Here is a 26,576-nt window from a genome sequence, read left to right as displayed (position 1 = left end):
CACAACATCGCGTATAATTAATTGCTTGGGTCAATGCTTTTTTGCGATAATTTCGAAGTCATGGAGTTCCGATTTTATTTACTAAATTAGCGCTTGAGACCCGCAACTAATCATACTCAAACACGTTAGCCACAAGCTGAAAAAACAACCGTACAAAAATTGAACATTATCGAAAAAACTGAAAATATATTTGAACATTTTGAAAAGTTCATTGAACTATCAGAAAAACTAAAATCTGAACTCTCACAACGAATTAAACCAATAGAATTCAAAAAAGGAGAACTTGTTTTGGATGCAAACCATATATGCACGAAAAGTTATTTCATAAATAAAGGTATTTTAAGAACCTATTTTTTAAAAGACGGAAAAGAAATCAGCGAATATTTTAGTGGAATAAACGAATGGGTAAACTCGCCCAAAAGTTTTATACTAAGGAAAAAAGACATCTATTACATTGATGCAATCGAAAGTACCCAGGCCTATTTTATAAATGTAAACGACCTTGTTTACCTTTTCGACAATTTCCCAGAAATGGAGCGATATGCTCGTTTATCAATGGGTAGCGTATTTGGACATTTTATGGAACGAATAATTTCTATGCGATTTACGACTGCAAAAGAAAAATATGACCATTTTAGAAAAACATATTCCGACATTTATCATCGTATCCCATTGGGAATGGTTGCTTCCTATTTAGGGATAACACAAGAAACTTTGAGCAGAATTCGGGCAGAAAAATAAATTATTTGATATAGGTCAAATTTATTCATAATCGAACTTTCTAACTTTACCATCCTAATTTTAATCTATTATGAAAAAAAGAACAAAAAAAATCTTACTATTAATCGCCCTAATTCTAATTACAGGAATTATCTATATTTTTACTTATGTACCATCACTTCCTAAAGAAAACGGGGTTGTTGAAACTAAATTATATTTAGGCAATTCTACCAACCAACCTTTGATTGTAGCTTTTGGTGGTGGAGGTGGTGGAAATGATTGGAGTAGAAACTATATGAAAGGCAAAAGGGATAGTTTAATTCAAAAAGGGTATGCTGTTTTGGCAATTGGTTATTTCAATTTAAACGGAACACCACAAAGTCTCGACAGAATTTCATTAGATGCTATTTCGGATACCATAATGAACATTGCAAAAAACAATAAAATTGATGAATCAAAAATAGCGCTCATTGGAGGTTCTAAAGGAGGCGAATTAATTCTAAATTTAGCAAGCAGATTCAATCAGTACAAGGCAGTCATTGCAATGTCTACATCAAATGTCAGTTTTCCTGCAATTACTTGGTCTGCAAATACTTCTTCTTGGACTTACAAAGGCATTGAAGTTCCCTACGTTCCTGCGCCATTAAAAACCATTACACCAGCATTGAAAGGAGACCATTTTACAGCTTTTAATATGATGCTTGAAGATGAAAAGGCAGTAAAAAATGCTGAAATTGAGGTCGAGAATATAAACGGTCCAATTTTGTTATTGTCAGGTAAAAATGATGACCAATGGCCTGCAACATCTATGTCGAACAAAATAATCGAAAGGCTAAAAAAAAATAATTTTAAATATTTTAACGAGCATATAGTTTTACACGGTGGACATACAGAGCCATTGAAACATTTTGATTTAATTTATGAATTTTTAGAAAAACATTTACCAGCGGAATAAAGCCAGTGGCTAACAAAGTATATAAAAAATAGGCGAGATAGTAATAAATCCAAGACTTTTGGCTCTTATCAAAATTTGTGCTTAACCGAAAGTTTCGTGCTTCGTAATCGCCTACTTTTCATATACTAACCGTTGCCAGTAATGCAAAGAAAATTCGTAAGTTTCCATATAATTCAACTTTTTGATTTATATTTGTCTTTTAAAAAGGACAAATAGACTAAATGAAACCAAAATTTGAGGTAGTTTTTCTTGAACAAGCTATTGACTTTATGTCCAAATTGGATGCTAAAGCAAAAAACAAAATCTATTACAATTTGGATAAAGCGAAACTCGAAAATGACCCAAAACTGTTTAAGAAACTGACAGACGACATTTGGGAATTTAGAACACTTTACAAAGGAATTCAATACAGACTCTTTGCCTTTTGGGACAAAACAGACAAAACCGAAACGCTTGTGTTATCGACACACGGAATGGTTAAAAAAGTAAGTAAAGTTCCAAAATCGGAAATTGAGAAAGCATTGAAAATAAGAGCTGAATATTTTGACGAATAAACTTAAAGTTATGGTAACAAAAAATAAAAAAATGAAAATGATGACACTTGACCAAATGAAGGACAAGGATATCGGAAAGATTGGAACCGTAGAACGAGACAAATACGAATTTGAATTGCGTATGGAAGTACTCGGCGATATGATTAAATCTGTTAGAAAAGAACGGAATTTAACGCAAGAACAACTCGGGGAGTTAATCGGAGTTCAGAAATCGCAAATCTCGAAATTGGAAAGAAACACTAAAAATGTAACTATCGAAACGATTTTAAAAGTATTCAAAGCATTAAAAGCCAATGTCCGATTTAGCGTGGAAATGAACGAATCGGAATTTAAAGTAGCATAAGCACTACTGGCAACACCGTGTATAAGCCATTGCTGGGTCTGTGCTAATCTGGAAAATTCTTGGGAATTTTCCAGCGCAGTTTTGTACTTTTAATGGCTGGTGTGTGAGACACGCAACGGCTCATACACATCAACGTTGTAGAGCATTCCTATAATATGAAAATACACAAAATAAAAGAGGCATTTGATCCATACTTTCAAGAATCACTTGAAAATTGGGAGAAATTTGCATCTTTAGGTAAGTTAATCCATTGTCATAAAGGAGAAATCCTCAAAAGACCCCATGATATTGAGAAACATTTCAATTTGATATTGTCAGGCAGTGGGAGCATTCACCTTTGGAATAAGAACAATTATAAATGTGTAGACTTAGCCTACGAGTTTGATTTTTTTGGAGACTATATGTCCTATATGACTCAACAACCATCCCCTTTAGAAACTATCATGATTGAGGATTCCGAATTGCTCCAATTCTCGTATCATAATTTTCAAAATATGTTAGCAGAGTCAAAAAGAGGGGAAAAAATCACAAGAATAATGGCTGATTTTGCCTTTATTTCCAAACAACAACAGCAAATCGACCTCCTTACTAAAACAGCTTTTGAAAGATTACAGCAATTAAAGATTCAAGTTCCAAAACTATTAGAAAGGACACCCAAAAAATACATCTCCTCCTATTTGGGAATTACACCACAAAGCCTGAGTAGAATTATAAAAGCATTTCCTTGACTTACCAAATGATAACTTTTATTTCATTTCTTTACCCTATCCTTACAGAATTAAACAAAAGATACTACCATATTAAAATAAATTAATGGAACAAGAAAAGAAAACTAGCGTTTGGAAGACACTTTCGATCTTAATAGTCTTTCCAATATTATATATGCTATTTGGGGAGACTTATATAGCAAAAGAACTTTTTGCAAATAAGAATTTAGATTACTATATACCCTTTTGGGGTGGTATAATTATTCTTCATTGGACTTCTGTCTTTGTCATTATGCGATTCTTAAAAAGTGAAGGTAAAACACTTGCTGACATTGGGTACAAATTATCAAGAAAAGGAACTTTACTTCTAGTGGGAGGTTACTTTTTAATTGCATTTCTTTTAGTAGTGGGCATAGAAGTTATGCTTAGCAATGTGGAACTGGACAATTCCCGTTTTGGAAATCTCTCTGGTTTAATCCCAAAAACAACACCTCACAGACTGTTTTTTCTTTTCCTTGTCCTTTCCACAGGTCTTTGTGAGGAAATAGTTTATAGAGGATTTGCTATTAACCAACTTGAAAAAATTGGATTAAATAAATGGCTAGCATTAATAATTGCTGCTCTTATATTCATTGGAATTCATGGAATTAACGCTTATTCCGGAAGTTTTATATTTTATTTTGGAGGAGGTATTATGTTTGGATTGGTGTTTCTTTTCAGCAAGAGGTTATTACCCTCCATTATACTTCATTTGGCAATAAATTTATCTGCTATGATGGCAATTCTTGAATTAATGAGATAAAAAAACGCTATACAACATCGGTTAAGCGCAAATAGCGGGTATTCGAGTGAAAAGTCCTATTTTAGACACCAAGTAACAAACAACTAAGCCGACAAGTTCGTGTCCCTACTCCATGCTACTTGCCTTAACCAAGACCGTTAGCATTAATTTATGAAAATCGAGAAAGTCTATGAAGAAATTAATTTTATTATTTGCAATATTATTATGTAGTTGCTCAAATGATGACGACGGAACTAGCTCACCATTACCTGAATTGTCATTTGAATGAAAAAATACATTCGGATGTACTATTGACGGTATAAATTATTTACCTAGAGAAAGTGGATTTAATTTAAATGACCCAGTTCCCGAATTGACTTCACAGTATGTTTTTATCGATTTGGACGCACCAAACGGTTATTGGTTTTCAATTTTTGCAGACAATGAAGTCTTGAACAAATCAATTAGAATTGAACGAATTTTATCTGACATACCTCTTGAAGAAGGAGTATATACTTTCGGAAATAACGAAAATGGTGTCTTAAATGCCAATTATGGTTTTGTTGGAGATATTGTTTGGAATGATGACGGAACTGGTTATCAGCCTGTATTTAATTATAATACAACAACACAAACAGCTGGAGAACTAAATATAATAAAATTAGATGAAGAAGAACAAATTCTATCTGGAACATTTTGGTTTGACTGTGTCGATTCAGAAGGCAATGTAATCGAAATAAGAGATGGTAGATTTGACTTAAAATATAAGAATTATTACTAACGGAAATAAAAACTGCACCTAACAAAGTACTGTATAATTAATTGCTTTGGTCACTGCCGACTTACGAACATTCCTGCGGAATATTCTACCTGCCTGCCGGCTGGCAGATCTGTGATTTATTTGCTAATTTAGTTGCTTAACCACCTGTCTGCCGACAAGCAGGCGCAACTAATTATACTCAAACACGTTAGCAACAATGCCAGAAAAAACTGTGTTCAAAAATTTAAAAGTCAGTTATTTACATAAGGTAGCCAATTGCTAAAAAAAATAATTAATAATCTAAGACAAACAGAAATGAAAAAACTAATCACATCTTTAACTTTATTAATCTGTGTTTTTGTAAACGCACAAGAAATTGAAAACAACTTCTCTGAAATTAAATTAAATACTTTATCAGCTTCTTTAGGAACTATAGAAGTTGAATTTGAACGAACAATAAATTCTAAATCCTCAGTCGGATTATCTTTATTTACGACATTTGACGATTCAGGTCAGGCTTTTTCTTATGATTATGGAAGTGGAATTACTGGTTTCTATAGGTATTATCTCGGAAAGAAATATGCAAGCGGAATATTTTTTGAGGGATTTGGTATGTTACATAATACAAGATATCCTTCAAATAATTCTCAAAGAGATATAAATACTAATCTTCTAGCAGGTCTAGGAATTGGTTATAAATGGATTTCGAAAAAAGGTATTATTATCCAGGCAAATTTTAGTCCTGGAATAAATATATTTAATGACGAATTTGAAACCATTAGCGGTAGAGCTGGCATAAGTATTGGATATCGTTTCTAAGAAGTAATGCACTGTTGCCGTGTATAATTAATTGCTTGGTTATAGCCTACTCACGAAAATCCACGCGGATTTTTTATTCGGTTTCCATGTACTAAATTAGTTGCTTAACCAATGCAACGAACTTTCTACAAACACCTTAGCAGTCATGCCGCAAAAAAGACCTGAATGAAATCAATAGTAATGTCGTTTTTAATTCTAGCTATAGGACTCTCAACTTACGCTCAAAATCAAAATTCTGAAATGAGCATAATGAAAGCTGAAAAGCCAATTGTAATAATAAATGATACTATAATTGGAAGTATTGATTTATTAGATAAAGTGTCTTCCGACAATATTTCAGCACTTACTATTTACAAAGACAGAAAATTAAGTGCTACCTTCCTGTTTATCGAGAACAAAAAAAGCGCAGGACTTATCATAGCAACTATCAAGCACGAATTTGAACTCAAATCGCAAAAGGAGTTAAATATCTTTTTTGGACTAAATGAGACAAATGATGTTTATGTTAACGGATACTTAATTGAAAATAAGAAGCAGAATATTTCGTCTGAAAGTATAATAGGAATTGAATTGATAAAAGCTGACAATTTTAAATTGAAAAAGGCTGTTTTGAATATAGAAATCGAATAATAACCTTGTCCAAGCCGGGTTTAAGCTACAGCTTGTTTTCGCCTCTTTGTGAAATCCTGCCGATTTTACAATAGTAGGCGCCCGATTGGAATCGTCTGTGACTAACCCACGTCACAGCTCATACACCAAACCTTGTAGCTAATATACAGTGTAGGGGTAAAGGCCATGCTTGCTCCAGATTTCTTTTCGGGATGCAGGCAGTCAAAGGATTTCTTGAATTTATCGTTCATAAACACCAACAAAGGTAAAGTTTCAACTTGCTTTTCAGAAATCGATTTCCACGTATGTGTTGTCTTATTTTCGTTTTGGAATGTGAATTTCAATTGGTGAAATGCGAACCCTAATGATTACCTAAACCTCAACCTTTTTTAACTACAAGTCTTTGGTAGATAAACCATAAATCTCAAAATCATAAGACATTATTTGATCCATAGTTTATGTGATCTGTATGAATCAATCAATTGGTGTGTGAATGCTGAAACTAAAAAAGCGATTGCTGAAAGGAGTCCCCTCCATTCAACAATCGCTTGTTTCTTGTGCCTCAGAATGTCCCTAATGTGAAGACCTTCTAAACACCGCGTATTTTATCAGAAACCAAAGTGGTTTATTTTAAAATGTATTACAGTGCATTCTTAGCGTTTAATTATTTTGATCGTTTCTGTTTTATTTTCAGATGAAACCGAAATAAAATACATACCTGCAGTCAACGAAGACATGTCAAGCATATTGCCATTGAGCGCACTTGCGTTTACCGACATCATTTGTTGACCCAATTGATTGGTAACTATGATGTGATCGATGTTCGCTTTGGTAATAATTTCAACTTTATCGTTCACAGGATTAGGGAAGACAGTGAATTGAGTGACTTCTTTTTTGTCAACAGAGAGTACAGTACCAGTAGTAAAGCTATAGACAGTTCCAGTGGTTGTGCCAAAGCAATTAACTGGGTCTACGGACCAAAAATATTGTGTATTTTCTTGAAGACCCGTAATAGTTCCGCCGTTACTAAAGCCTTCAAAGGATTGGGCAGGAGGATTTGCGGTTCCGAAGTTCAAGGTAAAACTCGCACTAGTAACCGAACCTTCTGTCCAGCTAAAAGTTAAACCATTATTAACAGCACTAATTGAAACATCTTCCGCTCCATCAGCAGGGCTTGGCGCACTAACAGTGGATGGGCTTTCTGTTTCTGTACATTCAAATACAGAAATGTTATCAATAGTCCAAGAAATGGACCAATTTCCTGTCCATACAAAACGTATTTGAGCGTTACTAACTCCAACTAGTTGAGGTACATCTAAGATTTGAATACCTGTTAACGTTGTACTTGGTGCTCCGCCCGCTTCGGTTGCGTAAGTTATCAAATTAACCCATGCGGTTCCATTGTAAACCTCAATTACACCTTGGCCACCAAAATTTCCGTTATAAACGGTAGCAAAACTTAAAGTAACCGATGATAACGAAGAACAATCAAATACAGGACTAGTTAAAGTAGACTCTTCCGCTGTACCGTTATTTCCATAGCCATCACTATCAAACGTTGCATAATTACCATCACCTCCATTATCATAAACCGCGGTGTTGCCAGCTGTAAAGCCGCCGGCTTCTCCACCAGTTTCTATTGTCCAAATTTCGGGAGGCGTATTCATGGCGACATCTTCAACTGTCCAGCCTGATGGTACAGCTAATCCAGATTCAAAATCTTCTGATAAAACTTGCCCAAATATCGAACTTGTAGCAATTACCATTGTAAATAAAAATGTAATTTTTTTCATGTTGAAAAGTTTTAGTTAATAAGCATCAATATACGAAATATAAAATATCGCAAAAGAATTCATCCTATTTTAACATCTGTATTACACGATTCTCAATTTCATAATGTGTAATTTTACAAAACCTATTTTTAAAGCAAAACATTGAAGATTACTGAACAGATAAAGCAACCCATTGCTTACGAAATGGAACTATTTGAGCAAAAGTTCCAGCTCGCCATGTCCAGCAAGGTGGCTTTATTAAACCGTATTACTCATTATATCGTCAACCGGAAGGGGAAGCAAATGCGACCCATGTTCGTTTTTCTGGTCGCTAAAATGGTAGACAATGGCCAAGTGAGCGAGCGCACCTATCGCGGTGCTGCCGTGATTGAGCTCATTCATACCGCCACCTTGGTACACGACGATGTGGTGGACGATAGCAACCGCAGGCGTGGTTTTTTCTCCATCAACGCGCTTTGGAAAAACAAGATTGCCGTGCTCATTGGCGATTACCTGCTTTCTAAAGGCTTGTTACTCTCCATTGATAACAATGATTTTGATTTGCTGAAAATCATCTCCGTGGCCGTTCGCGAGATGAGCGAAGGTGAACTGCTACAAATCGAGAAAGCGCGTCAGCTAGACATTACCGAAGCCATTTATTACGACATCATCCGCCAAAAAACAGCCACGCTCATTGCCGCTTGTTGTAGTTTAGGCGCAGCTTCCGTAAAACCAAACGCCCCCGATGTGGAAACCATGCGCAAGTTTGGCGAATTGATAGGCATGGCCTTTCAAATCAAAGACGACCTTTTCGATTATGGTACTGAAGCCATCGGCAAGCCCACAGGCATCGACATCAAGGAACAAAAAATGACCCTACCGCTAATCCACGTGCTCAACAACTGCACGAAAAAGGAGAAATCTTGGATCATCAATTCCGTAAAGAACCATAATAGGGATAAAAAACGGGTCAAGGAAGTCATTACTTTCGTAAAAGCCAATGGCGGACTCGATTACGCGGTCAATACCATGAAGCGATTTCAAGCCGAAGCCTTAGAGTTGCTGCGAACCTACCCAGCTTCAGAATTTAGATCTGCCTTGGAGCTCATGGTCAATTATGTGATCGAGCGGAAGAAGTAGGGGGTGTCTTTTTTTTGAATTTATTCCCAAACTCGATGTTGGAATTTGGAATTTGTTTTTTTGGTATTTGCGACTTCTGTTTTTACCTCGATGCAGTTCACAGTGTATTAGTTTTTATAAGACTCAATTGGGCGCCAGGCTGCTGGTAGGCAGGTCTGTTTGCTCGTGCCTCGCCAAAAAGGATTTTCGTTGCAATCCTTAACGCGGGAGGGAGGTGTGAGTTTAATTAGAAATTAAGCGAAGAAATTTTCTTATTAAACGTAAGTAAATAGAAATGTAGTTCTTAAGAATTATTATCGAAATCTCACAATTGGAATTTGGAATCTTTTTTTGGAATTTTCAACCTCTGTACTTGCCTAAAAATGGTCGGTCAAATAGGTGTTCGAGCGGAAGAACCAAATGCCTTCCGCAGGAAATGATGATTTGATTTGAAATCGGCCAGGCATTCTATGCCAATTGAAATGTAGGATTCAGAACGAATAAAAGCAGTTATTTTGCGATGAATTGGGTGTAGTGTGCATAGCGCTCAAAGATTTGGTTCACATAATTATACGGTTCCATGCCTCTCACGTAGCCGTATTTGATAAGCGGATTGTTATAATTTTTTGGAAGGCTCAAAGCTACAATCATCTCTTCCACATTATCATCCCAAACGGTAGCATCCAAACCTCTCTCAATAGCGAGTTTTTGCGCATCCCTTACGTGATAAAGTCCGCAATTGTAGGAGGCCATTGTGAATTTTGTGCGTTGAATGGAATCTGTGATGTTCTCAAAATCATTCCAGATTTTTTTGAGATAGGTCGTACCGCCCCTTACACTCTGTTTTGGGTCGTTTCTATCTACAACTCCCAATTCTTCTGCGGTTTTAGGCATCAATTGCATCAAGCCCTGGGCATTGGCCCATGAACTATTGTTGGGATCAAATCGCGATTCCTGATAAATCAAAGAGGCAACGAGACGCCAATCCCAATTGATTCTTTCGGCATGTTTTTGAATAAGATCATCATAGGGACTAATTTCATCATTGTTCAAACTGTAGAATTCACTTTTGGTACGTCTTCTAAAATCCCGTGTATTGTTGAAGTATTTGTTATAGATCACATTGTAATCCAGTTTGCCTTTAAAGCTGTCTAGCCATTGGTTGGTTGCTTTAAGAAGTTCGGGCGAATTTTTTCGGGTTGCCCAAGCAATGCGTTGGGAAAAGCTTACCGGCACCTCAACATCTAAAATAGGGTAATAAGAGGCCATGATCTTAGCGATGTTATTATCTGCAATGGTGTATTTGATGTTGCCTTCAGCAACTTGCTTGATGATTTCATCTGTAGCTAATTCTCCAGACAGATATTCAACAGCAATACTGCCTCCAAGCTCATCGCTCAGGTTGGCAATGCGCTCACTATAAGAAGAGCCTTTGCGAATGGATACGGTGTCTTGCAGTAATTCTATCGCATCATGAACCAAGGCGTTTTCGAGCTTCTTCCAATGCATGCGGCGCCAGTTATCTGGTTTTTTTTGCACCAACACTTGTTTAGTCAAGTACAGATAATTTGTAAAAGCCACCGATGCTTTACGATTTGAGGTTATTGTAAGGCCGTGTGCCAAAATATCGCCTTCGCCATTATTCAATTTGCTCATGAGTTCATCAAGATCTTTGACCACAATGATTTCGAGCTCAAGATCCAAGTGTTCGGCAAATCGCTCAAGCATTTCAAACTCGTAACCCATGGCTTGGCCTTTGTATAAAAAATAACTCGTACCGCTGTAAACGGTTAGCGCCTTAAGCGTTCCATCTTTTTTAATCGCTGCAAGATCCCGTTTGATTTTAGGGGTTTCAGTTGTGGTAGGCTCCTCTTGGGTTTGTTGGCAACTCATCAAAAAAAGACCGAGAAAAAACAAGACATAATAAGTTTTGAAAAGTAGGTAGAATGATTTCATAGGCTGGCGTTTAGTATGCTTTAATATACTAAAAAAAATCCGGACTGGTTTGGAGGTGGTTCAGAAAGCGAGTTATAGTGCGTGCTTAAACGCATTAAAACTATGGTAGGTTTCTTGGTTGGGAAGCAAGATAATTGATCGATTTGTGTCTAAAATAGAACTGTGATAACTATTGAAAAAGAGTTTAGATTGTTTTGGGGGTTGGAAGTGGTTTTTTGGGTATTTAGCTTGGAGTTGGATTGATAGGCTGTGATTTTTTTTGCTGAATTATTTATGAAGAGACTCGTTGAAATTCTTGATTTGGGAGGGAGGTGTGATACTCATTGAAATTTGAACACAGAAGTCTCTGTGATTGAGAGGAAAAGGAAAGGAGGTAGCAGGTGCTATATATTAGATACACTTGAAGCAGAATAATTTTTTATATTTATTCGGAAAAATAGAATGCTTTTACAAAAATTCTTTCCTAAATTTGTAACCAATGTATAAGGTTGTGTAACATGGTTATAAAAGAACATTATTCGCTTTCCGAAGCTGCGGAAATATTGGGAAAAAGTAAAGAAACTTTACGAAGATGGGATCGAGACGGAAAGCTCACTGCGCTTCGTGAGCCTATAAGTGAATACCGTCTTTATAAGAAAGAAGAAATCGATTCTCTCATAAAACCGCTATTTGACAATATAGAGGATGAAACCGATAATTCTGAAAATCCGATTAAAGAGTTTAAAGTACTCGAATTATTTGCAGGTGCGGGAGGCTTGGCAATCGGTCTCGAAAAAGCGGGCATTACTTGTGCTGCATTAAATGAAATTGATAAATGGGCTTGCCAAACCTTGAGAGAAAATCGGCCACATTGGAATGTGCTTGAAGGCGACATTAAAAATTACAATTTCGAAAAATTTAATGGTAAAGTTGATATCGTTACCGGAGGGTTCCCCTGCCAAGCCTTTAGTTACGCAGGAAAAAAATTAGGTTTGGAAGATGCTCGGGGCACTTTGTTCTATGAATTTGCCCGCGCTGTGCAGGAAGTGAATCCGCCAATTTGTATTGGTGAAAATGTAAAGGGTTTGTTGTCCCACGAAAAAGGAGACACCTTAAGAGGGATGATTTCTATTTTAGATGAAATAGGTTACAACGTTGTTCCTGTGAAAGTTTTAAAAGCAGTAAATTATAAGGTGCCACAGAAACGTGAACGATTGATTGTGGTTGGTGTTAGAAAAGACATCGATCTTAAATATGAATATCCACAGGCTTATCAATCCATTTATAATCTATCAGATGCCTTGAAAAAAGGAAAGCTCTATGATTCAGACGTTCCTAAATCTGAAGGTTCCACATATCCAGAACATAAGAAGGCTGTGTTAGATTTGATTCCGCCAAAAGGCTATTGGCGGGATCTTCCGTTAGACCTGCAAAAGGAATATATGGGCAAAAGTTTTTATTTGGGCGGCGGAAAAACAGGAATGGCAAGACGTATTGGTTGGGATGAGCCAAGTTTGACCCTAACTTGCAGCCCTGCACAAAAGCAAACTGAACGATGCCACCCTGAGGAAACCAGACCTTTTACCGTTCGTGAGTATGCGAGAATTCAAACCTTTCCTGATGAATGGAAATTTATGGGTTCTGTTTCGCAACAATATAAACAGATTGGAAACGCGGTGCCTTGTAACCTAGGAAAAGAGATTGGATATTCTATAATTAAATTTTTGAATGCGTATTATTTGAGTGAATCAAAACCTAAATAGTAGCTGTAATTCTCAAAAGTGATTTCATCTAAAATTCGTCTTTTTGGTAATCCTGAACTAGCCTTAATTTCTTCTAGAGCTGAATTTTTTAGAGTGTCAGTTGGTTTGTAATGTCTCAAATAATCGTCAATTGCTATTGGCAATGCCGTGTAAAGCTCTAAAAAGGCATCGCTTTTTCCAGTTAATAATTTGTAGAATTCATCTCCTGAAATTTTATAGACTCTAGAATGACTGTATTCTTTGCCGTTGATATCGCCATACCACTTTTCATTGAAACTGTTTTTTGCAAGGATTTGTACCCAATAACAATTTGCCATTTTATAAGTGTCCGCAAAGGTTGCTAATTTTTGAAATAAACTCTCTGCCGAACTACTGTTCATGGTATTGTGTTTATTCTTCATATCTGCAAATAAGGTGTCATCCGTAGCTTTAATGTCAAAACCACTCATTTTTCCGATTTCAAAACCTTCAATTCCTCCCAAAATTTGCTCATGAAAAGTCCCGATCGAATTATTAATGGACTTATCAATTTGCCTATTGATTTCCGTTTTTATCAAAGTCTCCTCATCAAGCTCATTGAATTTCGCATCAAAGGTCAGCTTGATAGTATCAATTTTATTGGAGTAGAATTTCTTTTTACTCACATTCGCTTTCGCCTTTAGATAGGATTTATGAAGGTTTTCAATACAAGATAAAAAATGCTCATCAGATATATAAGAGAGGTATTTGTTGGCCATAAATTGGATTGGATTTGCAAATCCATTAAATGTAAAAATTATATTCTTAATTGAGGAATTTCTAATCTTTTTTAATCTGTGGAAGTCTCAAAACACAATTCAAAGGTTTCGTATCTCATTGCCGTAAACCCTCAACATTTCAAACCCAAAAAACCTCCAATGTCCTTGCCTCAGAACATAGGCTTCAGCCATCGTAGGTTGCGGCAATTAGAGCCAACTGTTATATCGCCTATTGTTCTTCAGCAAACGCAGTTAAGTTTGCCAATACCTTTTCACTCAAACGCTCAAGCGCCTGTTTTGTTCTTCCGGTAGAAACTTGCAGGCAGTGGATGTTGGTGTACTTTAAAAAACGCTCACCTCCCAAAGCACCAAGACTGTCGCAAAACACCAAATTGTCGCCGTGTAACCAATGTTCAAAAGGTTTGGGGTCCCAGGCTGGGGACAAGCCCGTGTTAAAGAGAATGGTTCTGTTGCCCATGGCTCTAAATTCTTCCTCGTGCAGGAGGATGGTGTTTTTGTTCAAACAGGTAATGATCACCTCGTTTTTAGAGAGCAATTCCTTCAATGGTAAATACGTATAGCCTTTGGTTTTGGCATCTTGCTTTTCACTTCGGGCGAAATAGGAAATTTCGGCTCCAAAAAGATGCAGTGCATCGGCGATCATGCCACCAGTTTCTCCCAGACCTATGATCCCTGCCCTAATCCCTGTGATTTCCCTGGGGACCTCACTCCAGGTTTGCCTGTCGCTGCCGTCTTCCCGGTGTCCAAACCCGTGTAAACAGCGAATCAACTCACTAACTACGTATTCCACAACGCCCTCGTTGTCATAATCGTGCACTCCTTTTACGCTAATGCCTTGGGAATTGGCATAGTGGATGTCCACATTCGCACTTTCTGGCGAATACAGCGAGCAGCACATCCCAATGTACTTGAGGTTTGGGCATTGTTCTAAAATGTCACGTCCCAATTGGCTGCGGTGACTTACGAGTACGCCATCGGCATCGCCAATACGTTTCACGATTTCCTCTGCGTTCAAAGGCTGGTCCTCATGTAATGTCAATGCTTCGGTAAATGACTCCAATTTTTTGTTTGCCGTTGAAATTAAATCCAAAGGGTCTATACCTACGAGTTTCTTAAACATTTTTTCGAGCTTATTTTAAATTTAAAAGCCTGCCAATGGCTTTTGAGTGTCTTTTTTGATTTTTAAATGGAGTGTAAGCGATGTGATATTAAATTTCGCTTTCCTCCAATCACTTTGGATTATAAAGTTTTGCCACGAATTACACGAATTTACACCAATTTTGGGCGTTTCTTGAGAATATTAACTCAATTGGGATACTATCTATTTCACGAATTAAAAACAATTTCAGGCTGTTAAAAATCTACGGTACTTTAGACCATCGGGGCTTAGTTTGAATTACTTGAATTGAAACTTATTGTTATCGAACTAATCACTTTGTTCAATGAAGTCCCCGCCTGCTGGCAAGTATGTTATTTTTTCTAAATGCCCGGCTATCTTAATTCCTTTTTATGACAATTGGTGCTTATTAGATTAAAAGAACAACTGTTTATCAATTAGTCACAATCAAGTCTTGGCTCTTATGTCTTAAAGCGCAGCGGTCTTAGGTCTTTTCCCCTTAATGCGCCTCCAACCAATCCTTCCCAACACCCAAATCCACATCCAAAGGTACGGACAAGGTGTAAGCAGATTCCATTTCGGTCTTGATCATGGTTTTCATCCCAATCCCATAATTAAATTTTATACTTTACTAATCAAGTCTAATGGATATATCAAGATGTCCTCCTAAACCATCGTTGATAATCCGCTGTAATGTGGAGAATCGGATGTCTTTTAAATTCCGTTCCAACTTTGAGATATAGGATTTGTTGGTGCCAGCTAATTCGGCTAATTGTTCTTGTGTAAGTCCTTTGTCTTCTCTTGCTTGTTGAATTAAAACGCCGAGTTTAAAAGCATCATATTCTGTTTCGAATTCTTCTCTTTTTACTGTTCCTTTTTTACCGATTTTTTCATCGACGAATTGGTCAAGACTTTTTAGATTTTTATTTTTTGCTTTCATAATATTCTTTTTTTTATCTGTTCGGCTCGTTCGATTTGTTGTTTAGGTGTCTTTTGGGTTTTCTTTTGAAATCCATGACCTGCAACTACTATATTATCAAAATTGAAAAAGCAGAAAATTCTAAAAATGTTATTTCCAACTTGGACTCTTATTTCATAAAGTCCGGTTGTGTTTTTTAGATGTTTTAAATAGATTTCGGGAATTCGGTCAATTTCCTCGATGACCTTTAAAGTCCAAATGATTTTCTTTTTTACTTTATCAGTTTGGTTTTCGTAAAAATCTTCGAAATAGTCTTTAAAGAAATAAAGTTCCCTCTTTTTATTCATTGCCCAAATATACAAAAAGTAGTCCAATGAGACTACTTTTGTTTTTGGTTAAGGAGTATAGAGTTCAAATTTTAATTCATAACCACAAGGGAATTTGATAAATTGTATTTTTGCTTTGAACAATTTATAATGACTTCCAATTTGTTTTAATAATATCGAAATCATTCTTTAAAATCCAAAACCCGCGTTAGGGATAGCATTGGAAAGCCTATCTACCGTCAGGCAGGCCCATTGCGAACTCAATATATATCGCGGGAGTGAGAACTCGCAACAGAGTGATCGCCCTTTGGTTGCTCCCCAAATATAGATTATAATTATGTGTTATAATATTTAGCTCTCAATCATCATCTTTTTCATAACCTTCATAATAATAAGACTGTTCGATGCCCTTAAAAATAAGCTCGCGATTATTAATGTCTTCGCTTAAATTTTCGGATAATATTGTTCTTATTTCCAGTTCATTGATGGGGCTTCTTTCCATGGCCTGTAAATAGAGTGCTTTATCTACAAATTGCCAGTTGACTACTTTTTTCAATCTGTTTTTCAAAATCATATCCAGCCAAATACGCATGGTGCGTCCATTTCCTTCCATAAATGGGTGGGCTATATTCATCTCTACATATTTTGAAATGATGGCATCGAATGTTGTTTCGGGCATTGTCTCGATTTTTAATATGATCTCATTGAGATACAATGCGTTGGCAAACCTAAAACCGCCTTTCGATATATTCTTTGTGCGCGTTTGTCCAGCAAAGTCTAACAGATTTTTAAACAAATAGCTGTGGATGTCTTGTAAACCTTTGTAGGTGCCAACTTCTATGGAATCAATGTCAGCTGTTTCAAATAAACGGTACGCTTTTTCGAGGCTTTTTTTATCTATATTTTTCATGCCAACTTAACAATTGAATTTAACTGTTTAATTATTTTATGCTCAACTCAAAAATCTCTATACAAAAATAAAAATAAGCTAAAGAAAAATTTTCATATCGTTATGAGAAGTTTTTTTTGATTTTTAAATGGAGTGTAAGCGATGTGATATTAAATTTCGCTTTCCTCCAATCACTTTGGATTATAAAGTTTTGCCACGAATTACACGAATTTACACCAATTTTGGGCGTTTCTTGAGAATATAAACTCAAATGAAATACTATCTATTTCACGAATTAAACAGAATTTCAGGCTGTTTAAAATCTACGGTACTTTAGACCATCGGGGCTTAGTTTGAATTACTTGAATTGAAACTTATTGTTATCGAACTAATCACTTTGTTCAATGGAGTCCCCGCCTGCTGGCAAGTATGTTATTTTTTCTAAATGCCCGGCTATCTTAATTCCTTTTTATGACAATTGGTGCTTATTAGATTAAAAGAACAACTGTTTATCAATTAGTCACAATCAAGTCTTGGCTCTTATGTCTTAAAGCGCAGCGGTCTTAGGTCTTTTTCCCTTAATGCGCCTCCAGCCAATCCTTCCCAACCCCAAGCTCAACATCTAATGGCACATCAAGTTTATAGGCGTTTTCCATTTCGGTCTTGATCATGGTTTTCATGGCTTCCAATTCGGGTGTATAGACGTCAAAGACCAATTCATCATGCACTTGCAAGAGCATTTTGGTTTTGAAGTTTCCGTCCTGTAGTTTTTTATAGATGTTGATCATCGCAATTTTGATGATGTCGGCAGCGCTGCCTTGAATGGGGGCATTCACGGCATTTCGTTCCGCAGCGCCTCTAACCACGGCGTTTCTGGAGTTGATGTCTTTTAAATAACGCCTGCGTCCCAAAACGGTTTGCACGTAACCCTTATCTCGGGCGAAATCGACTTGTTTGCCCATGTAGGCTTTCAGTTTCGGATAGGTCTCATAATAGGTGTCGATCAATTCCTTGGCTTCGGCACGGGATAAATCGGTCTGGTTGCTCAAGCCAAAGGCTGAAACGCCATAGATAATCCCGAAATTCACGGTTTTGGCATTGCTTCGTTGTTCGCGGGTCACGTCGTCTAAAGCCACCCCAAACACTTTGGAAGCTGTTGAAGCATGGATATCCTCGCCATTCTTAAAGGCATCGATCATGGTGTCTTCTTCACTAAGGGCGGCGATGATGCGCAGTTCAATCTGCGAATAATCGGCCGCCAGCAGGGTGTAATTCTCATCTCTGGGCACAAACGCTTTTCGCACTTGGCGGCCACGTTCGGTACGGATGGGAATATTCTGCAAATTCGGATTGTTACTACTCAAACGCCCGGTCGCAGCAACGGTTTGCATGTAATCGGTATGGATGCGCCCTGTGGAAGCCTCTACCTGCAAGGGTAAAGCATCAATGTAGGTGCTCTTTAATTTTGAAAGTCCGCGGTATTCCAGCACTTTCTGGATGATGGCGTGGTCTTTGGCCAAGTAGCTCAGCACATCTTCCGCAGTACTGTATTGTCCGGTTTTGGTTTTTTTGGGCTTGGCCACCAGCTTCATTTTATCAAACAGAATCTCGCCCAACTGTTTTGGCGAGGCGATGTTGAATTCTTCCTCGGCGTCTTCATAAATGCTTTTTTCAAGATTGATGATGTCTGTATCTAGTTTTTTGGACAGTGAATTTAGAAACTTTTCGTCCAAATTGATGCCTTCCAATTCCATCGCTGCCAAGACGCGCAAGAGCGGGATTTCAATCTCATCAAACAATTTCTGGGTATTGGCATCGCCGAGTTCCTTTTCAAAATGGGTCTTGAGTTGCAGGGTAATATCGGCATCCTCAACCGCGTATTCGGTTTGTTTTTCCAAAGGCACATCACGCATCGACATTTGATTTTTACCTTTCTTGCCAATGAGCTCGGTAATGGAAATTGGTGTGTAATTGAGATAAGTTTCGGCCAAAATATCCATATTATGGCGCATGTCTGGGTTGATGAGGTAGTGCGCCAACATCGTGTCAAAGAGCTTGCCTTTGACTTCAATGTTGTATTTAGCCAGTACTTTGATGTCGTATTTTAAATTCTGACCAATTTTCTCGATGGCTTCATGTTCAAAAAAGGGCCTTAAGGTTTCGATGAGCGCCTGTGCATCTTCTTTTTTCTCAGGAAACGGAAGATAAAATCCTTTCCCCGCTTCCCAGGAAAATGCGATGCCTACCAATTCGGCAGTGATGGCATCGAGACCGGTGGTTTCGGTGTCAAAACATACCGAAGTCTGTTTCATCAAGTTCTGCAAAAATAATGTTGTGGCCATGCCAGGTGCCACGCTTTGGTAGAAATGCGAGTGTGTGTTTACGTTTTGGCGTTCGTTGTTTGATGTCGCTTCCGCGGAATTGTCCTCTGCTCCAAACAAACTGAATTGCCCTGCTCCAGCATTGTCGCTTCCGCTTGAAGTTGAAGTTGAAGTCGAAATCGAAGTTGAACTTGCAGATGAATCGGCTTTCACTGAAAACGTCTTGATAAAATTATCTGTCAAGCGTCTAAATTCCAATTCCTGAAAAATGGCCGTTACTTTTTCAACATCAGGCTCCGACATTTCAAAGTCTTCCGCATTAAAAGTGACCGGTACATCGAGCATGATTTTTGCCAATTCCTTGGAGAGTATGCCCAATTCTTTATTGGCCTCTATTTTTTCCTTCATCTTGCCTTTTAGCTGATCGGTATTTGCCAAAAGCGCTTCCATGCTGCCAAATTGCTTGATGAATTTTTTGGCGGTTTTCTCGCCCACCCCTGGCAATCCAGGAATGTTATCACTGGCATCGCCCATCATTCCGAGTAAATCGATAACTTGCTCAGCACGTTCCACTTCAAATTTTTTCTGTACTTCGGCAATGCCCCAAGTTTCATAACCGCCACCGAAAGATTTTGGGCGGTACATGAATACGTTTTCAGTTACCAATTGGGCAAAATCCTTATCGGGAGTGACCATGTAGGTTTTGTAGCCTTCTTTTTCCGCCTGACGGGACAATGTGCCAATCACATCGTCGGCCTCAAAACCTTCCTTGACCATAATAGGGATGTGCATGGCCTTTAGAATATTGTAAATATGTGGGATGGCGCTGCGAATGCCTTCAGGTGTTTCGTCGCGATTGGCCTTGTAAGCCTCGTACATTTCTACCCGATCTGCGCTTCCGCCTTTATCAAAGCAAACCGCCAAATGGTCTGGGCGCTCGCGTTTGATGACGTCTAAAAGGGAGTTCATAAACCCCATAATGGCAGAGGTGTCCTCGCCTTTGGAATTGATTCTCGGGTTTTTTATGAAAGCATAATACCCACGGAAAATGAGTGCATAGGCATCGACAAGAAATAAGCGTTTTTGGTCTGACATTGAATCTGTTTTGAAAGAAGCTCAAAGCTACGAAAAACTTATCATTATCTTTTGGGTTTTAACCCGCGACGCTTTGTGAGCGCGAGGAATTTTAACCTAATGCCATTGTTGGTGTTTTCCACCAACAATTTCAGCAGAGTGAGACACTAAATGAGCGAGAGAGGTATGATTTCATCTGCAGGACTTGTTGTTGATTTGACAACTGTTAACCCCAATTTGTACGGAATAAAATGGGTTAATGGGCAGCGATGTGAACTTGTAACCATGCTTCGAGTAAAATAGGAAGATGTTGGTGGAAAACACCAGCATCGGCTTAAAGCTTAAAATCAAAACGTATCTTTGACGACTGAAACTTGGAGCATTCTCATTTGTGACGATGGGTTTATTCCCAATCTGGGAGTTATCTAAGGTTTTAGGTTTTGAAATCCGAAACTTTGGTAGTGAATGATCGCTAACAAGAAGGTGTCTAAAAATTCTGAGGATTTAATCTTGGTTCTTGATTCTAGTAGCGCAGTGGTCTTGAATCCCAACTTGGCCATTGTTGGTGTTTTTATGAAGACTATAAAACCACAAAATATATTTTGATTTACTTCTGAAACTTCGCTGTGCGATTTCAGATTTGGTATGCCTTGCTAAATTGAAAATTTTGGTAAAATTTTGACTAATTTTGCATTATGAAATCGTTGAAAGATATAAAGACAACCTTGGAAGCCCATAAAAGCAAATTGTTTTCAAAGTATCCAATAGAGTCCATGGCCATTTTCGGCTCATTTGCAAGAAATGAGGAAACTGACCATAGCGATTTGGATGTGATTGTTGAGTTCAATGATGACATCGGTATTCGATTCATCGACCTTGCAAACGAGCTTGAAAAACTGATGGATATGAAAATGGATTTAGTTTCAAAAAATGGTATTCAAAAAAGATATTTGCAATCCATAGAAGACGATTTGATTTATGTCTAACAGGGATAACAAATTGTTGTTATTGGATATGCTCGAAAGTGCTGAAAAGATTCAAAGATATACAGCCAACTTGAATCCCTCCAGAGGGTTTTATTCCCCGAGGCTTGCCTCGAAATCCAAAGAACATCTTTCAATTCATACTCGTGGGCTTGCCCCAAGGTTATTGATTTTTGACGAATTTCTTAAGCAAGAAATGGTACGAGACGCCGTAGCCCGAAACTTCGAAATCATCGGCGAAGCTTCCAATAGAATTTCCGCTGATTTTAAAACTTCAAACCCACATGTAGAATGGACAAGAATGACCGGTTTAAGGCATCGGATTATTCACGACTATTTTGGAATTGACCATGAAATTATGTGGACAATCATTCAAGATAATATCACTCCATTGATTGATGATATTAAAGACTTATCCAAATAAAAAAAGACAAATATAAATGAACACTAATTTTGCAATAGCCATCCACGGAGGCGCAGGAACCTTGATCAAAGGCCTAATGACGCCAGAACTTGAAAATGAATATAAGTTGGCCTTGGAGCATGCCCGAAATGAAGGCTATAAAGTTTTAGAACAAGGCGGCACGGCATTGGATGCTGTTGAAACGGCCGTAAAATTATTGGAAGACACCCCGCTTTTTAATGCAGGAAAAGGCGCTGTGTTTGCCGCTGAAGGCACGCACGAAATGGATGCCGCCATTATGGACGGGAAAACGCGTAAAGCAGGAGCCGTGTCTTTGGTCACAGGCATTAAGAACCCCGTGGCTTTAGCGAGAGATGTGATGGATAATAGTTATCACGTTTTTTTGGCTGGGGACGGTGCCATGCAATTTGCGAAAAGTAATGGTTATGATATTTTAAGTCCAGATTATTTTTATGATGAAGTGCGTTACCAACAGTGGCAAGGCATTAAAGACACGGAAGGATTTCAACTAGACCATAGCGTCAAAAAAGACGGAAAATTTGGAACCGTTGGGGCAGTCGCCTGTGACCAAAATGGAAACATCGCTGCAGCAACCTCCACCGGAGGCATGACCAATAAGAAGTGGGGACGCATTGGCGATAGCCCAATGATTGGTGTAGGTAATTACGCCAATAACAAAACCTGCGCCATCAGTTGTACCGGAAGCGGCGAATTTTTTATTCGTGGCGTTGTCGCTTATGATGTGGCTTGTTTGATGGAACATAAGAATTTAAGTATTCAAGAAGCTTCCGAAGAAGTCATTCACAAACGCATTCTAGAACTGGGTGGCGATGGCGGACTCATAGCCATTGATGCCCAAGGCAACATCGCAATGCCCTTCAATACCGAAGGTATGTACCGTGCTAGTAAGACTTCCAAAGGAGTAGAGATGGTTGCGATTTATAAGTAAGCTGAGAAACTGAAGATGAATTTGAACTTGAACTTGAAGATGAACTTGAACTCGAAATCTTAAACCTTGAAGGTTACGTTTGGAATTTTATTTTTGGAATTTCTTTCCAATAACCTTGAATACTGAACCCGAAACCCGAAATTGTTTAGATAAACGAGGCCTCCATAGGCAACACCTCCACTTTTTTGTTCTTGATATTAAAACGGTCGCCATTGGAAAGGATGTGCGTTCGCAAACCGGTTATAGACAATGGTGTGCCTGGGTCTAAAATGGCGTGATTGTTATGAATGAGACGTCTTCCGTCAAAAACAATGACCATTCCGGAGCCAATAACTTCAAAACGGTTGTTTTTGATGATGAGACCGGTGTCTTCCGCTAAACCCAATCCCACCAACTGCGGAAATTGAGCCACGGCTTCCGTGATTCTACCGAAGCGACCGCGCTGGATAAAATGTGTGTCAATGATGAGTTCAGGAATCAGTGCCAGTCCTTTATACATACGCACCGCGCCTTTGATAAAAGCTTCCTTGGCGCTACCACCAGCGATCATTTCATTGGCCATCGCCATCGCGCCAGCACTGGTGCCAGCAATGACAAACTGTTCGTTATGGTATTTTTCCAAGAGCAACTCATGGAATTTGGTATCCTTGATCTTTTTACTGATTTTCGTTTGATCGCCACCAGAGAACATGACACAATCGGCCTGTTTCAGTAACTCGAGATGCTCGGGTGTATCGGTTTCCAACTTATTTTTGGTTTGCATAACCGTAACATTTTTACAGCCCAAAGTGCCAAAAGCGCTTAAATAATTCTCGCCCACCTCCACAGGAATGCTCGATGCCGCCGGTACCACTAAGATTTTGGCGTCTGGCCCACCACTTTCCCTAACCACGTGGGCCAGGATGCCTTCCTTGACGTAATCTAAAACATGAGAGTCGTCTTCAGCAAGACCTTTATCTTCGTTGCCGCCAATGGGTATCAATGTTCCTTTATTAGGTTTATGGGTTGCGCTAAGCATGGATTGTATTTAAACTATTTGTAAAAAATCGATCTGCAAAAATAAACTTATTTCGTCGAAAAAATTATATATTTAGCACTAATCACGATTAATCCACAAAAGACAAACACATGAATATACGGGAAATCAATGCCATGCGAGGGCCAAATTATTGGTCTGTTAGACGACATAAATTAATAGTGATGGTATTGGATCTTGAAGATATGGAGCAGAAACCATCCGATAAAATCGATGGTTTTTATGAGCGTCTTACCACCATGTTCCCAACCATGTATTCACACCGCTGCTCGGTAGGTTCGCCTGGCGGCTTTTTTGAACGCGTTAAGGATGGCACATGGATGGGACACGTTATCGAGCATATCGCTTTAGAAATCCAGACCCTTGCCGGGATGGATGTGGGTTTCGGAAGGACTAGAGGTTACGGGGAAGAAGGGGTTTATAACGTGGTTTTTGCCTATATGGAAGAATCCGTTGGTCGCCACGCTGCATATGCTTCCGTAGCAATATGCGAAGCTTTGATTGCTGCTGAAGATTATGATCTGGAACCAGACCTTCAGAAAATGAGGGAGTTGAGAGAAGCCGACCGTTTGGGGCCGAGTACAGGTTCCATCGTGGCAGAAGCCGAAGCGCGCGGCATTCCCTGGATTCGATTGAATAAATATTCACTTTGCCAATTGGGCTATGGTGCGAATCAAAAGCGTATTCAAGCAACCGTTACCAGTGAAACCAGTAGTATTGGTGTGGAATTGGCTTGTGATAAGGAAGATACCAAATACCTTTTGGAGCATGCTGAGGTGGAAGTGCCCAAAGGCGATATCATCCGTAAAGAAAGTAGTTTAGAGGATGCCTGTAAATACGTGGGTTTCCCGCTAGTGATCAAGCCCATTGATGGCAATCATGGGCGAGGTATTTCCGTAGATGTAAAAAATTATGAAGACGCTTTGGTGGCGTTTCATGCTGCCAGAGCGATCTCAAGGGCAGTGATTGTGGAGAAATTCATTACCGGTGCCGATTATCGCTTGCTGGTCATCAACCATAAATTGGTTGCCGGTGCCAAACGCACGCCTGCCCATGTGATCGGTAATGGAAATTCTACCGTACAGGAATTAATAGATGAGGTCAACAAAGACCCTAGACGTGGTTATGGCCATGAAAATGTGCTCACAAAAATTACCGTAAACGACTTGACATTGACCATTATCAAAGATGCAGGCTATGATTTAGAGTCGGTTGTGCCCAAGGGCGAACGTCTTGTTTTGAAAGACACCGCCAATCTAAGTACAGGCGGCACTGCGGAAGACATCACCGATATCATTCATCCGGCAAATGTATCGATGGCAGAGCGTATTTCAAAAATTATTGATCTTGACATTTGCGGCATCGATATCATGACAAGTGATATTTCACAACCACTCTCCGATACGGGAGGAGCAGTGCTGGAAGTCAATGCAGGGCCAGGTTTCCGGATGCATTTGGCACCAACCACAGGCTTACCTCGTAATGTGGCAGCGCCTGTGATTGACAAGCTATTCCCAAAACATGGCGATACCGGTTGCATTCCCATCATTGCCATTACGGGCACCAATGGGAAAACAACAACCTCGCGTTTGGTGGCACATATAGCGAAAATGAATGGGTATCGCGTGGGTTATACCACCAGCGATGGCGTTTACATACAAAACCGATTATTGATGAGTGGCGATTGTACTGGGCCTACCAGTGCGGAATTTGTGCTTAAGGATCCCACCGTGAATTTTGCGGTCTTGGAGTGTGCCCGTGGCGGACTGCTTCGCGCAGGCCTGGGTTTCAAGCACTGTGATGTGGCCATTGTGACCAATGTCTCTGCCGACCATTTGGGATTGAAGGGCATTCACACCATCGACCAATTGGCAAGAGTGAAAGGCGTCGTGCCAGAAACCGTAAGACCAGGTGGCTATGCGATTTTAAATGCCGATGACGATTTGGTTTACGATATGCGAAGAAGCGTCAACTGTCACGTCGCTTTATTTTCCATGGATGAGAATAATCCCAGAATTAAAGCCATGCAACGCTTAAACGGGGTTACCGCAATCTATGAGCACGGTTTTGTGACCATTTGTAGGGGTGAGTGGAAAATGCGTATCATGAATGCAGAAAACATTCCATTGACTTACGGCGGAAAAGCCAAGTTCATGATTCAAAATGTACTTGCAGCCATCTTGGCGGCACACGTGCAAGGCATCAGTATAGAAGATATGAAAGCAGGGTTGGAAACCTTTATCCCTTCCGCCTCACAAACTCCAGGACGCTTGAACATGTTCAAGTTTAAGGATTTCTCGATCTTGCTGGACTATGCGCACAACCCATCGGGCATGCGTGCCTTGCACGAATTCACCAAAGAATTGGAGGCCACGGTCAAAGTGGGCATCATAGCAGGCATTGGCGATAGACGTGTTGAAGATAATAACGAGATGGGCAGTATTGCTGCGGAAATGTTTGATGAGATCATCATTCGCCAAGACAAGCGCTTACGCGGAAAAACAGAAGAGGAGCTCATCAAAATGCTTCACGATGGTATAAAAATGAAAGATCCCAATAAGAAAACAACCATCATACCTTCCGAAAAGGAAGCGATTACCTACGCTGTAAAAAATGCGGTCAAAGGCTCATTGATCATTCTTTGCAGCGACGTGATCCCAGATGCCTTGGACTTGGTCAAGGAATTCAAGGAGCTCGAATCTCGAGGGGAATTGAAGTTTAATTAAAAAGGACAAAGCGAATTATTGAAATAGGGAGATTTAAAAGCTCAACAAGATAATATTAACCCTTAAGTTCATGAGCATCCAACCTGCAAGGTGTTAAAACCTGGCAGGTTTTTTTATGGAAACTGAAGTTTTGAGTGAATGATCGCTGCCATTGTTCATATTTTTACCTACAATCCCGTTCGAGTGAGTTCAAGGTAAACCTTGAAACTCCGATCCA

Annotated in this window: 26 protein-coding genes; 16 read left to right on the top strand and 10 right to left on the bottom strand. The window is 38.9% G+C overall.

The features are described from left to right. The first annotated feature begins 159 nt into the window (after positions 1–159). From ESY88_RS13770 to ESY88_RS13730, 9 genes are all read left to right on the top strand, one after another. Positions 160–741, top strand: a complete 582-nt coding sequence (locus tag ESY88_RS13770; protein ID WP_147087249.1) for a Crp/Fnr family transcriptional regulator — start codon at positions 160–162, stop codon at positions 739–741. A 70-nt stretch (positions 742–811) separates the two neighbouring features. Further along, positions 812–1,675, top strand: coding sequence for an acyl-CoA thioester hydrolase/BAAT C-terminal domain-containing protein (locus ESY88_RS13765; RefSeq protein ID WP_147087250.1), 864 nt, complete (start codon positions 812–814; stop codon positions 1,673–1,675). 221 nt (positions 1,676–1,896) lie between these two features. Continuing rightward, complete coding sequence (locus ESY88_RS13760) at positions 1,897–2,229, top strand: type II toxin-antitoxin system RelE/ParE family toxin (protein ID WP_147087251.1); 333 nt, start codon at positions 1,897–1,899, stop codon at positions 2,227–2,229. A gap of 10 nt (positions 2,230–2,239) precedes the next feature. Beyond that, a complete protein-coding gene (locus ESY88_RS13755; protein ID WP_003446047.1) occupies positions 2,240–2,572 on the top strand; it encodes a helix-turn-helix domain-containing protein in 333 nt (110 codons plus the stop codon). 155 nt (positions 2,573–2,727) lie between these two features. Continuing rightward, the gene (locus ESY88_RS13750; protein ID WP_147087252.1) at positions 2,728–3,300 is read left to right on the top strand and encodes a Crp/Fnr family transcriptional regulator; all 573 of its coding nucleotides are present in this window, start codon (positions 2,728–2,730) and stop codon (positions 3,298–3,300) included. Positions 3,301–3,385: 85 nt separating this feature from the next. Then, positions 3,386–4,081, top strand: a complete 696-nt coding sequence (locus ESY88_RS13745) for a CPBP family intramembrane glutamic endopeptidase (protein ID WP_147087253.1) — start codon at positions 3,386–3,388, stop codon at positions 4,079–4,081. 352 nt (positions 4,082–4,433) lie between these two features. Beyond that, the gene (locus ESY88_RS13740) at positions 4,434–4,841 is read left to right on the top strand and encodes a hypothetical protein (protein ID WP_147087254.1); all 408 of its coding nucleotides are present in this window, start codon (positions 4,434–4,436) and stop codon (positions 4,839–4,841) included. A gap of 294 nt (positions 4,842–5,135) precedes the next feature. After that, positions 5,136–5,639 carry a DUF3575 domain-containing protein gene (locus tag ESY88_RS13735; RefSeq protein WP_147087255.1) on the top strand — a complete coding sequence of 168 codons (504 nt, stop codon included), beginning with the start codon at positions 5,136–5,138 and terminating at the stop codon, positions 5,637–5,639. Positions 5,640–5,804: 165 nt separating this feature from the next. Beyond that, positions 5,805–6,269: a hypothetical protein gene (locus tag ESY88_RS13730; RefSeq protein WP_147087256.1), complete on the top strand. Its 465-nt coding sequence runs from the start codon at positions 5,805–5,807 to the stop codon at positions 6,267–6,269. Between the two features lie 101 nt (positions 6,270–6,370). Here the strand turns inward: ESY88_RS13730 and ESY88_RS13725 are convergent, their stop codons facing one another. Next, a complete protein-coding gene (locus ESY88_RS13725) occupies positions 6,371–6,592 on the bottom strand; it encodes a hypothetical protein (protein ID WP_147087257.1) in 222 nt (73 codons plus the stop codon). Between the two features lie 309 nt (positions 6,593–6,901). Further along, positions 6,902–8,041: a T9SS type A sorting domain-containing protein gene (locus ESY88_RS13720; protein WP_147087258.1), complete on the bottom strand. Its 1,140-nt coding sequence runs from the start codon at positions 8,039–8,041 to the stop codon at positions 6,902–6,904. Positions 8,042–8,182: 141 nt separating this feature from the next. On the opposite strand from ESY88_RS13720, the gene ESY88_RS13715 reads away from it, so the two are divergent. Continuing rightward, positions 8,183–9,160, top strand: coding sequence for a polyprenyl synthetase family protein (locus ESY88_RS13715; RefSeq protein ID WP_147087259.1), 978 nt, complete (start codon positions 8,183–8,185; stop codon positions 9,158–9,160). Between the two features lie 489 nt (positions 9,161–9,649). Here ESY88_RS13715 and ESY88_RS13710 read toward each other — a convergent pair whose 3' ends face one another. Next, positions 9,650–11,095 carry an MltF family protein gene (locus tag ESY88_RS13710; RefSeq protein ID WP_147087260.1) on the bottom strand — a complete coding sequence of 482 codons (1,446 nt, stop codon included), beginning with the start codon at positions 11,093–11,095 and terminating at the stop codon, positions 9,650–9,652. Between the two features lie 497 nt (positions 11,096–11,592). Between ESY88_RS13710 and dcm the strand changes: the two genes are divergently transcribed. Further along, the gene (gene dcm, locus ESY88_RS13705) at positions 11,593–12,837 is read left to right on the top strand and encodes a DNA (cytosine-5-)-methyltransferase (RefSeq protein WP_147087261.1); all 1,245 of its coding nucleotides are present in this window, start codon (positions 11,593–11,595) and stop codon (positions 12,835–12,837) included. Here dcm and ESY88_RS13700 read toward each other — a convergent pair. The 6 genes from ESY88_RS13700 to polA all read right to left on the bottom strand — a co-directional run bounded on the left by ESY88_RS13700 (position 12,810) and on the right by polA (position 20,262). Continuing rightward, positions 12,810–13,574, bottom strand: a complete 765-nt coding sequence (locus tag ESY88_RS13700; protein WP_147087262.1) for an Eco47II family restriction endonuclease — start codon at positions 13,572–13,574, stop codon at positions 12,810–12,812. The genes dcm and ESY88_RS13700 overlap by 28 nt on opposite strands. 229 nt (positions 13,575–13,803) lie before the next feature. Further along, positions 13,804–14,715 carry an NAD(P)-dependent oxidoreductase gene (locus tag ESY88_RS13695; RefSeq protein WP_147087263.1) on the bottom strand — a complete coding sequence of 304 codons (912 nt, stop codon included), beginning with the start codon at positions 14,713–14,715 and terminating at the stop codon, positions 13,804–13,806. 628 nt (positions 14,716–15,343) lie between these two features. Then, on the bottom strand, positions 15,344–15,652 hold the full coding sequence (locus ESY88_RS13690) for a helix-turn-helix domain-containing protein (protein ID WP_147087264.1): 309 nt from the start codon (positions 15,650–15,652) through the stop codon (positions 15,344–15,346). Further along, entirely contained in the window at positions 15,649–15,978 is a 330-nt protein-coding gene (locus tag ESY88_RS13685; RefSeq protein WP_147087265.1) for a type II toxin-antitoxin system RelE/ParE family toxin, read from the bottom strand. Before ESY88_RS13685 ends, ESY88_RS13690 begins: the two co-directional genes overlap by 4 nt. A gap of 337 nt (positions 15,979–16,315) precedes the next feature. Beyond that, positions 16,316–16,867, bottom strand: a complete 552-nt coding sequence (gene fic, locus ESY88_RS13680) for a protein adenylyltransferase Fic (protein ID WP_147087266.1) — start codon at positions 16,865–16,867, stop codon at positions 16,316–16,318. A gap of 557 nt (positions 16,868–17,424) precedes the next feature. Then, positions 17,425–20,262 (bottom strand): DNA polymerase I, encoded by a 2,838-nt coding sequence (gene polA / locus ESY88_RS13675; RefSeq protein WP_147087267.1) that lies wholly within the window; start codon positions 20,260–20,262, stop codon positions 17,425–17,427. A gap of 444 nt (positions 20,263–20,706) precedes the next feature. Between polA and ESY88_RS21105 the strand changes: the two genes are divergently transcribed. From ESY88_RS21105 to ESY88_RS13660, 4 genes are all read left to right on the top strand, one after another. Further along, complete coding sequence (locus ESY88_RS21105; protein WP_189702607.1) at positions 20,707–20,847, top strand: hypothetical protein; 141 nt, start codon at positions 20,707–20,709, stop codon at positions 20,845–20,847. Between the two features lie 89 nt (positions 20,848–20,936). Further along, positions 20,937–21,227: a nucleotidyltransferase family protein gene (locus tag ESY88_RS13670; protein WP_147087268.1), complete on the top strand. Its 291-nt coding sequence runs from the start codon at positions 20,937–20,939 to the stop codon at positions 21,225–21,227. Continuing rightward, positions 21,220–21,648 carry a HepT-like ribonuclease domain-containing protein gene (locus ESY88_RS13665; protein ID WP_223270829.1) on the top strand — a complete coding sequence of 143 codons (429 nt, stop codon included), beginning with the start codon at positions 21,220–21,222 and terminating at the stop codon, positions 21,646–21,648. The genes ESY88_RS13670 and ESY88_RS13665 overlap by 8 nt, the downstream gene beginning before the upstream one ends. A 16-nt stretch (positions 21,649–21,664) precedes the next feature. Continuing rightward, positions 21,665–22,597: an isoaspartyl peptidase/L-asparaginase family protein gene (locus ESY88_RS13660; protein ID WP_147087269.1), complete on the top strand. Its 933-nt coding sequence runs from the start codon at positions 21,665–21,667 to the stop codon at positions 22,595–22,597. A 145-nt stretch (positions 22,598–22,742) separates the two neighbouring features. Here the strand turns inward: ESY88_RS13660 and ESY88_RS13655 are convergent, their stop codons facing one another. After that, a complete protein-coding gene (locus ESY88_RS13655; protein WP_147087270.1) occupies positions 22,743–23,615 on the bottom strand; it encodes a cyanophycinase in 873 nt (290 codons plus the stop codon). 110 nt (positions 23,616–23,725) lie between these two features. On the opposite strand from ESY88_RS13655, the gene cphA reads away from it, so the two are divergent. Further along, entirely contained in the window at positions 23,726–26,359 is a 2,634-nt protein-coding gene (gene cphA, locus ESY88_RS13650; protein WP_147087271.1) for a cyanophycin synthetase, read from the top strand. The last annotated feature ends 217 nt before the right edge of the window (positions 26,360–26,576 follow it).

The sequence above is a fragment of the Subsaximicrobium wynnwilliamsii genome (assembly GCF_007997225.1).
Classification (GTDB): domain Bacteria; phylum Bacteroidota; class Bacteroidia; order Flavobacteriales; family Flavobacteriaceae; genus Psychroserpens; species Psychroserpens wynnwilliamsii.
Note: the sequence above shows the minus strand (reverse complement) of the source record. Positions and strands in the feature narration are given on the sequence as shown.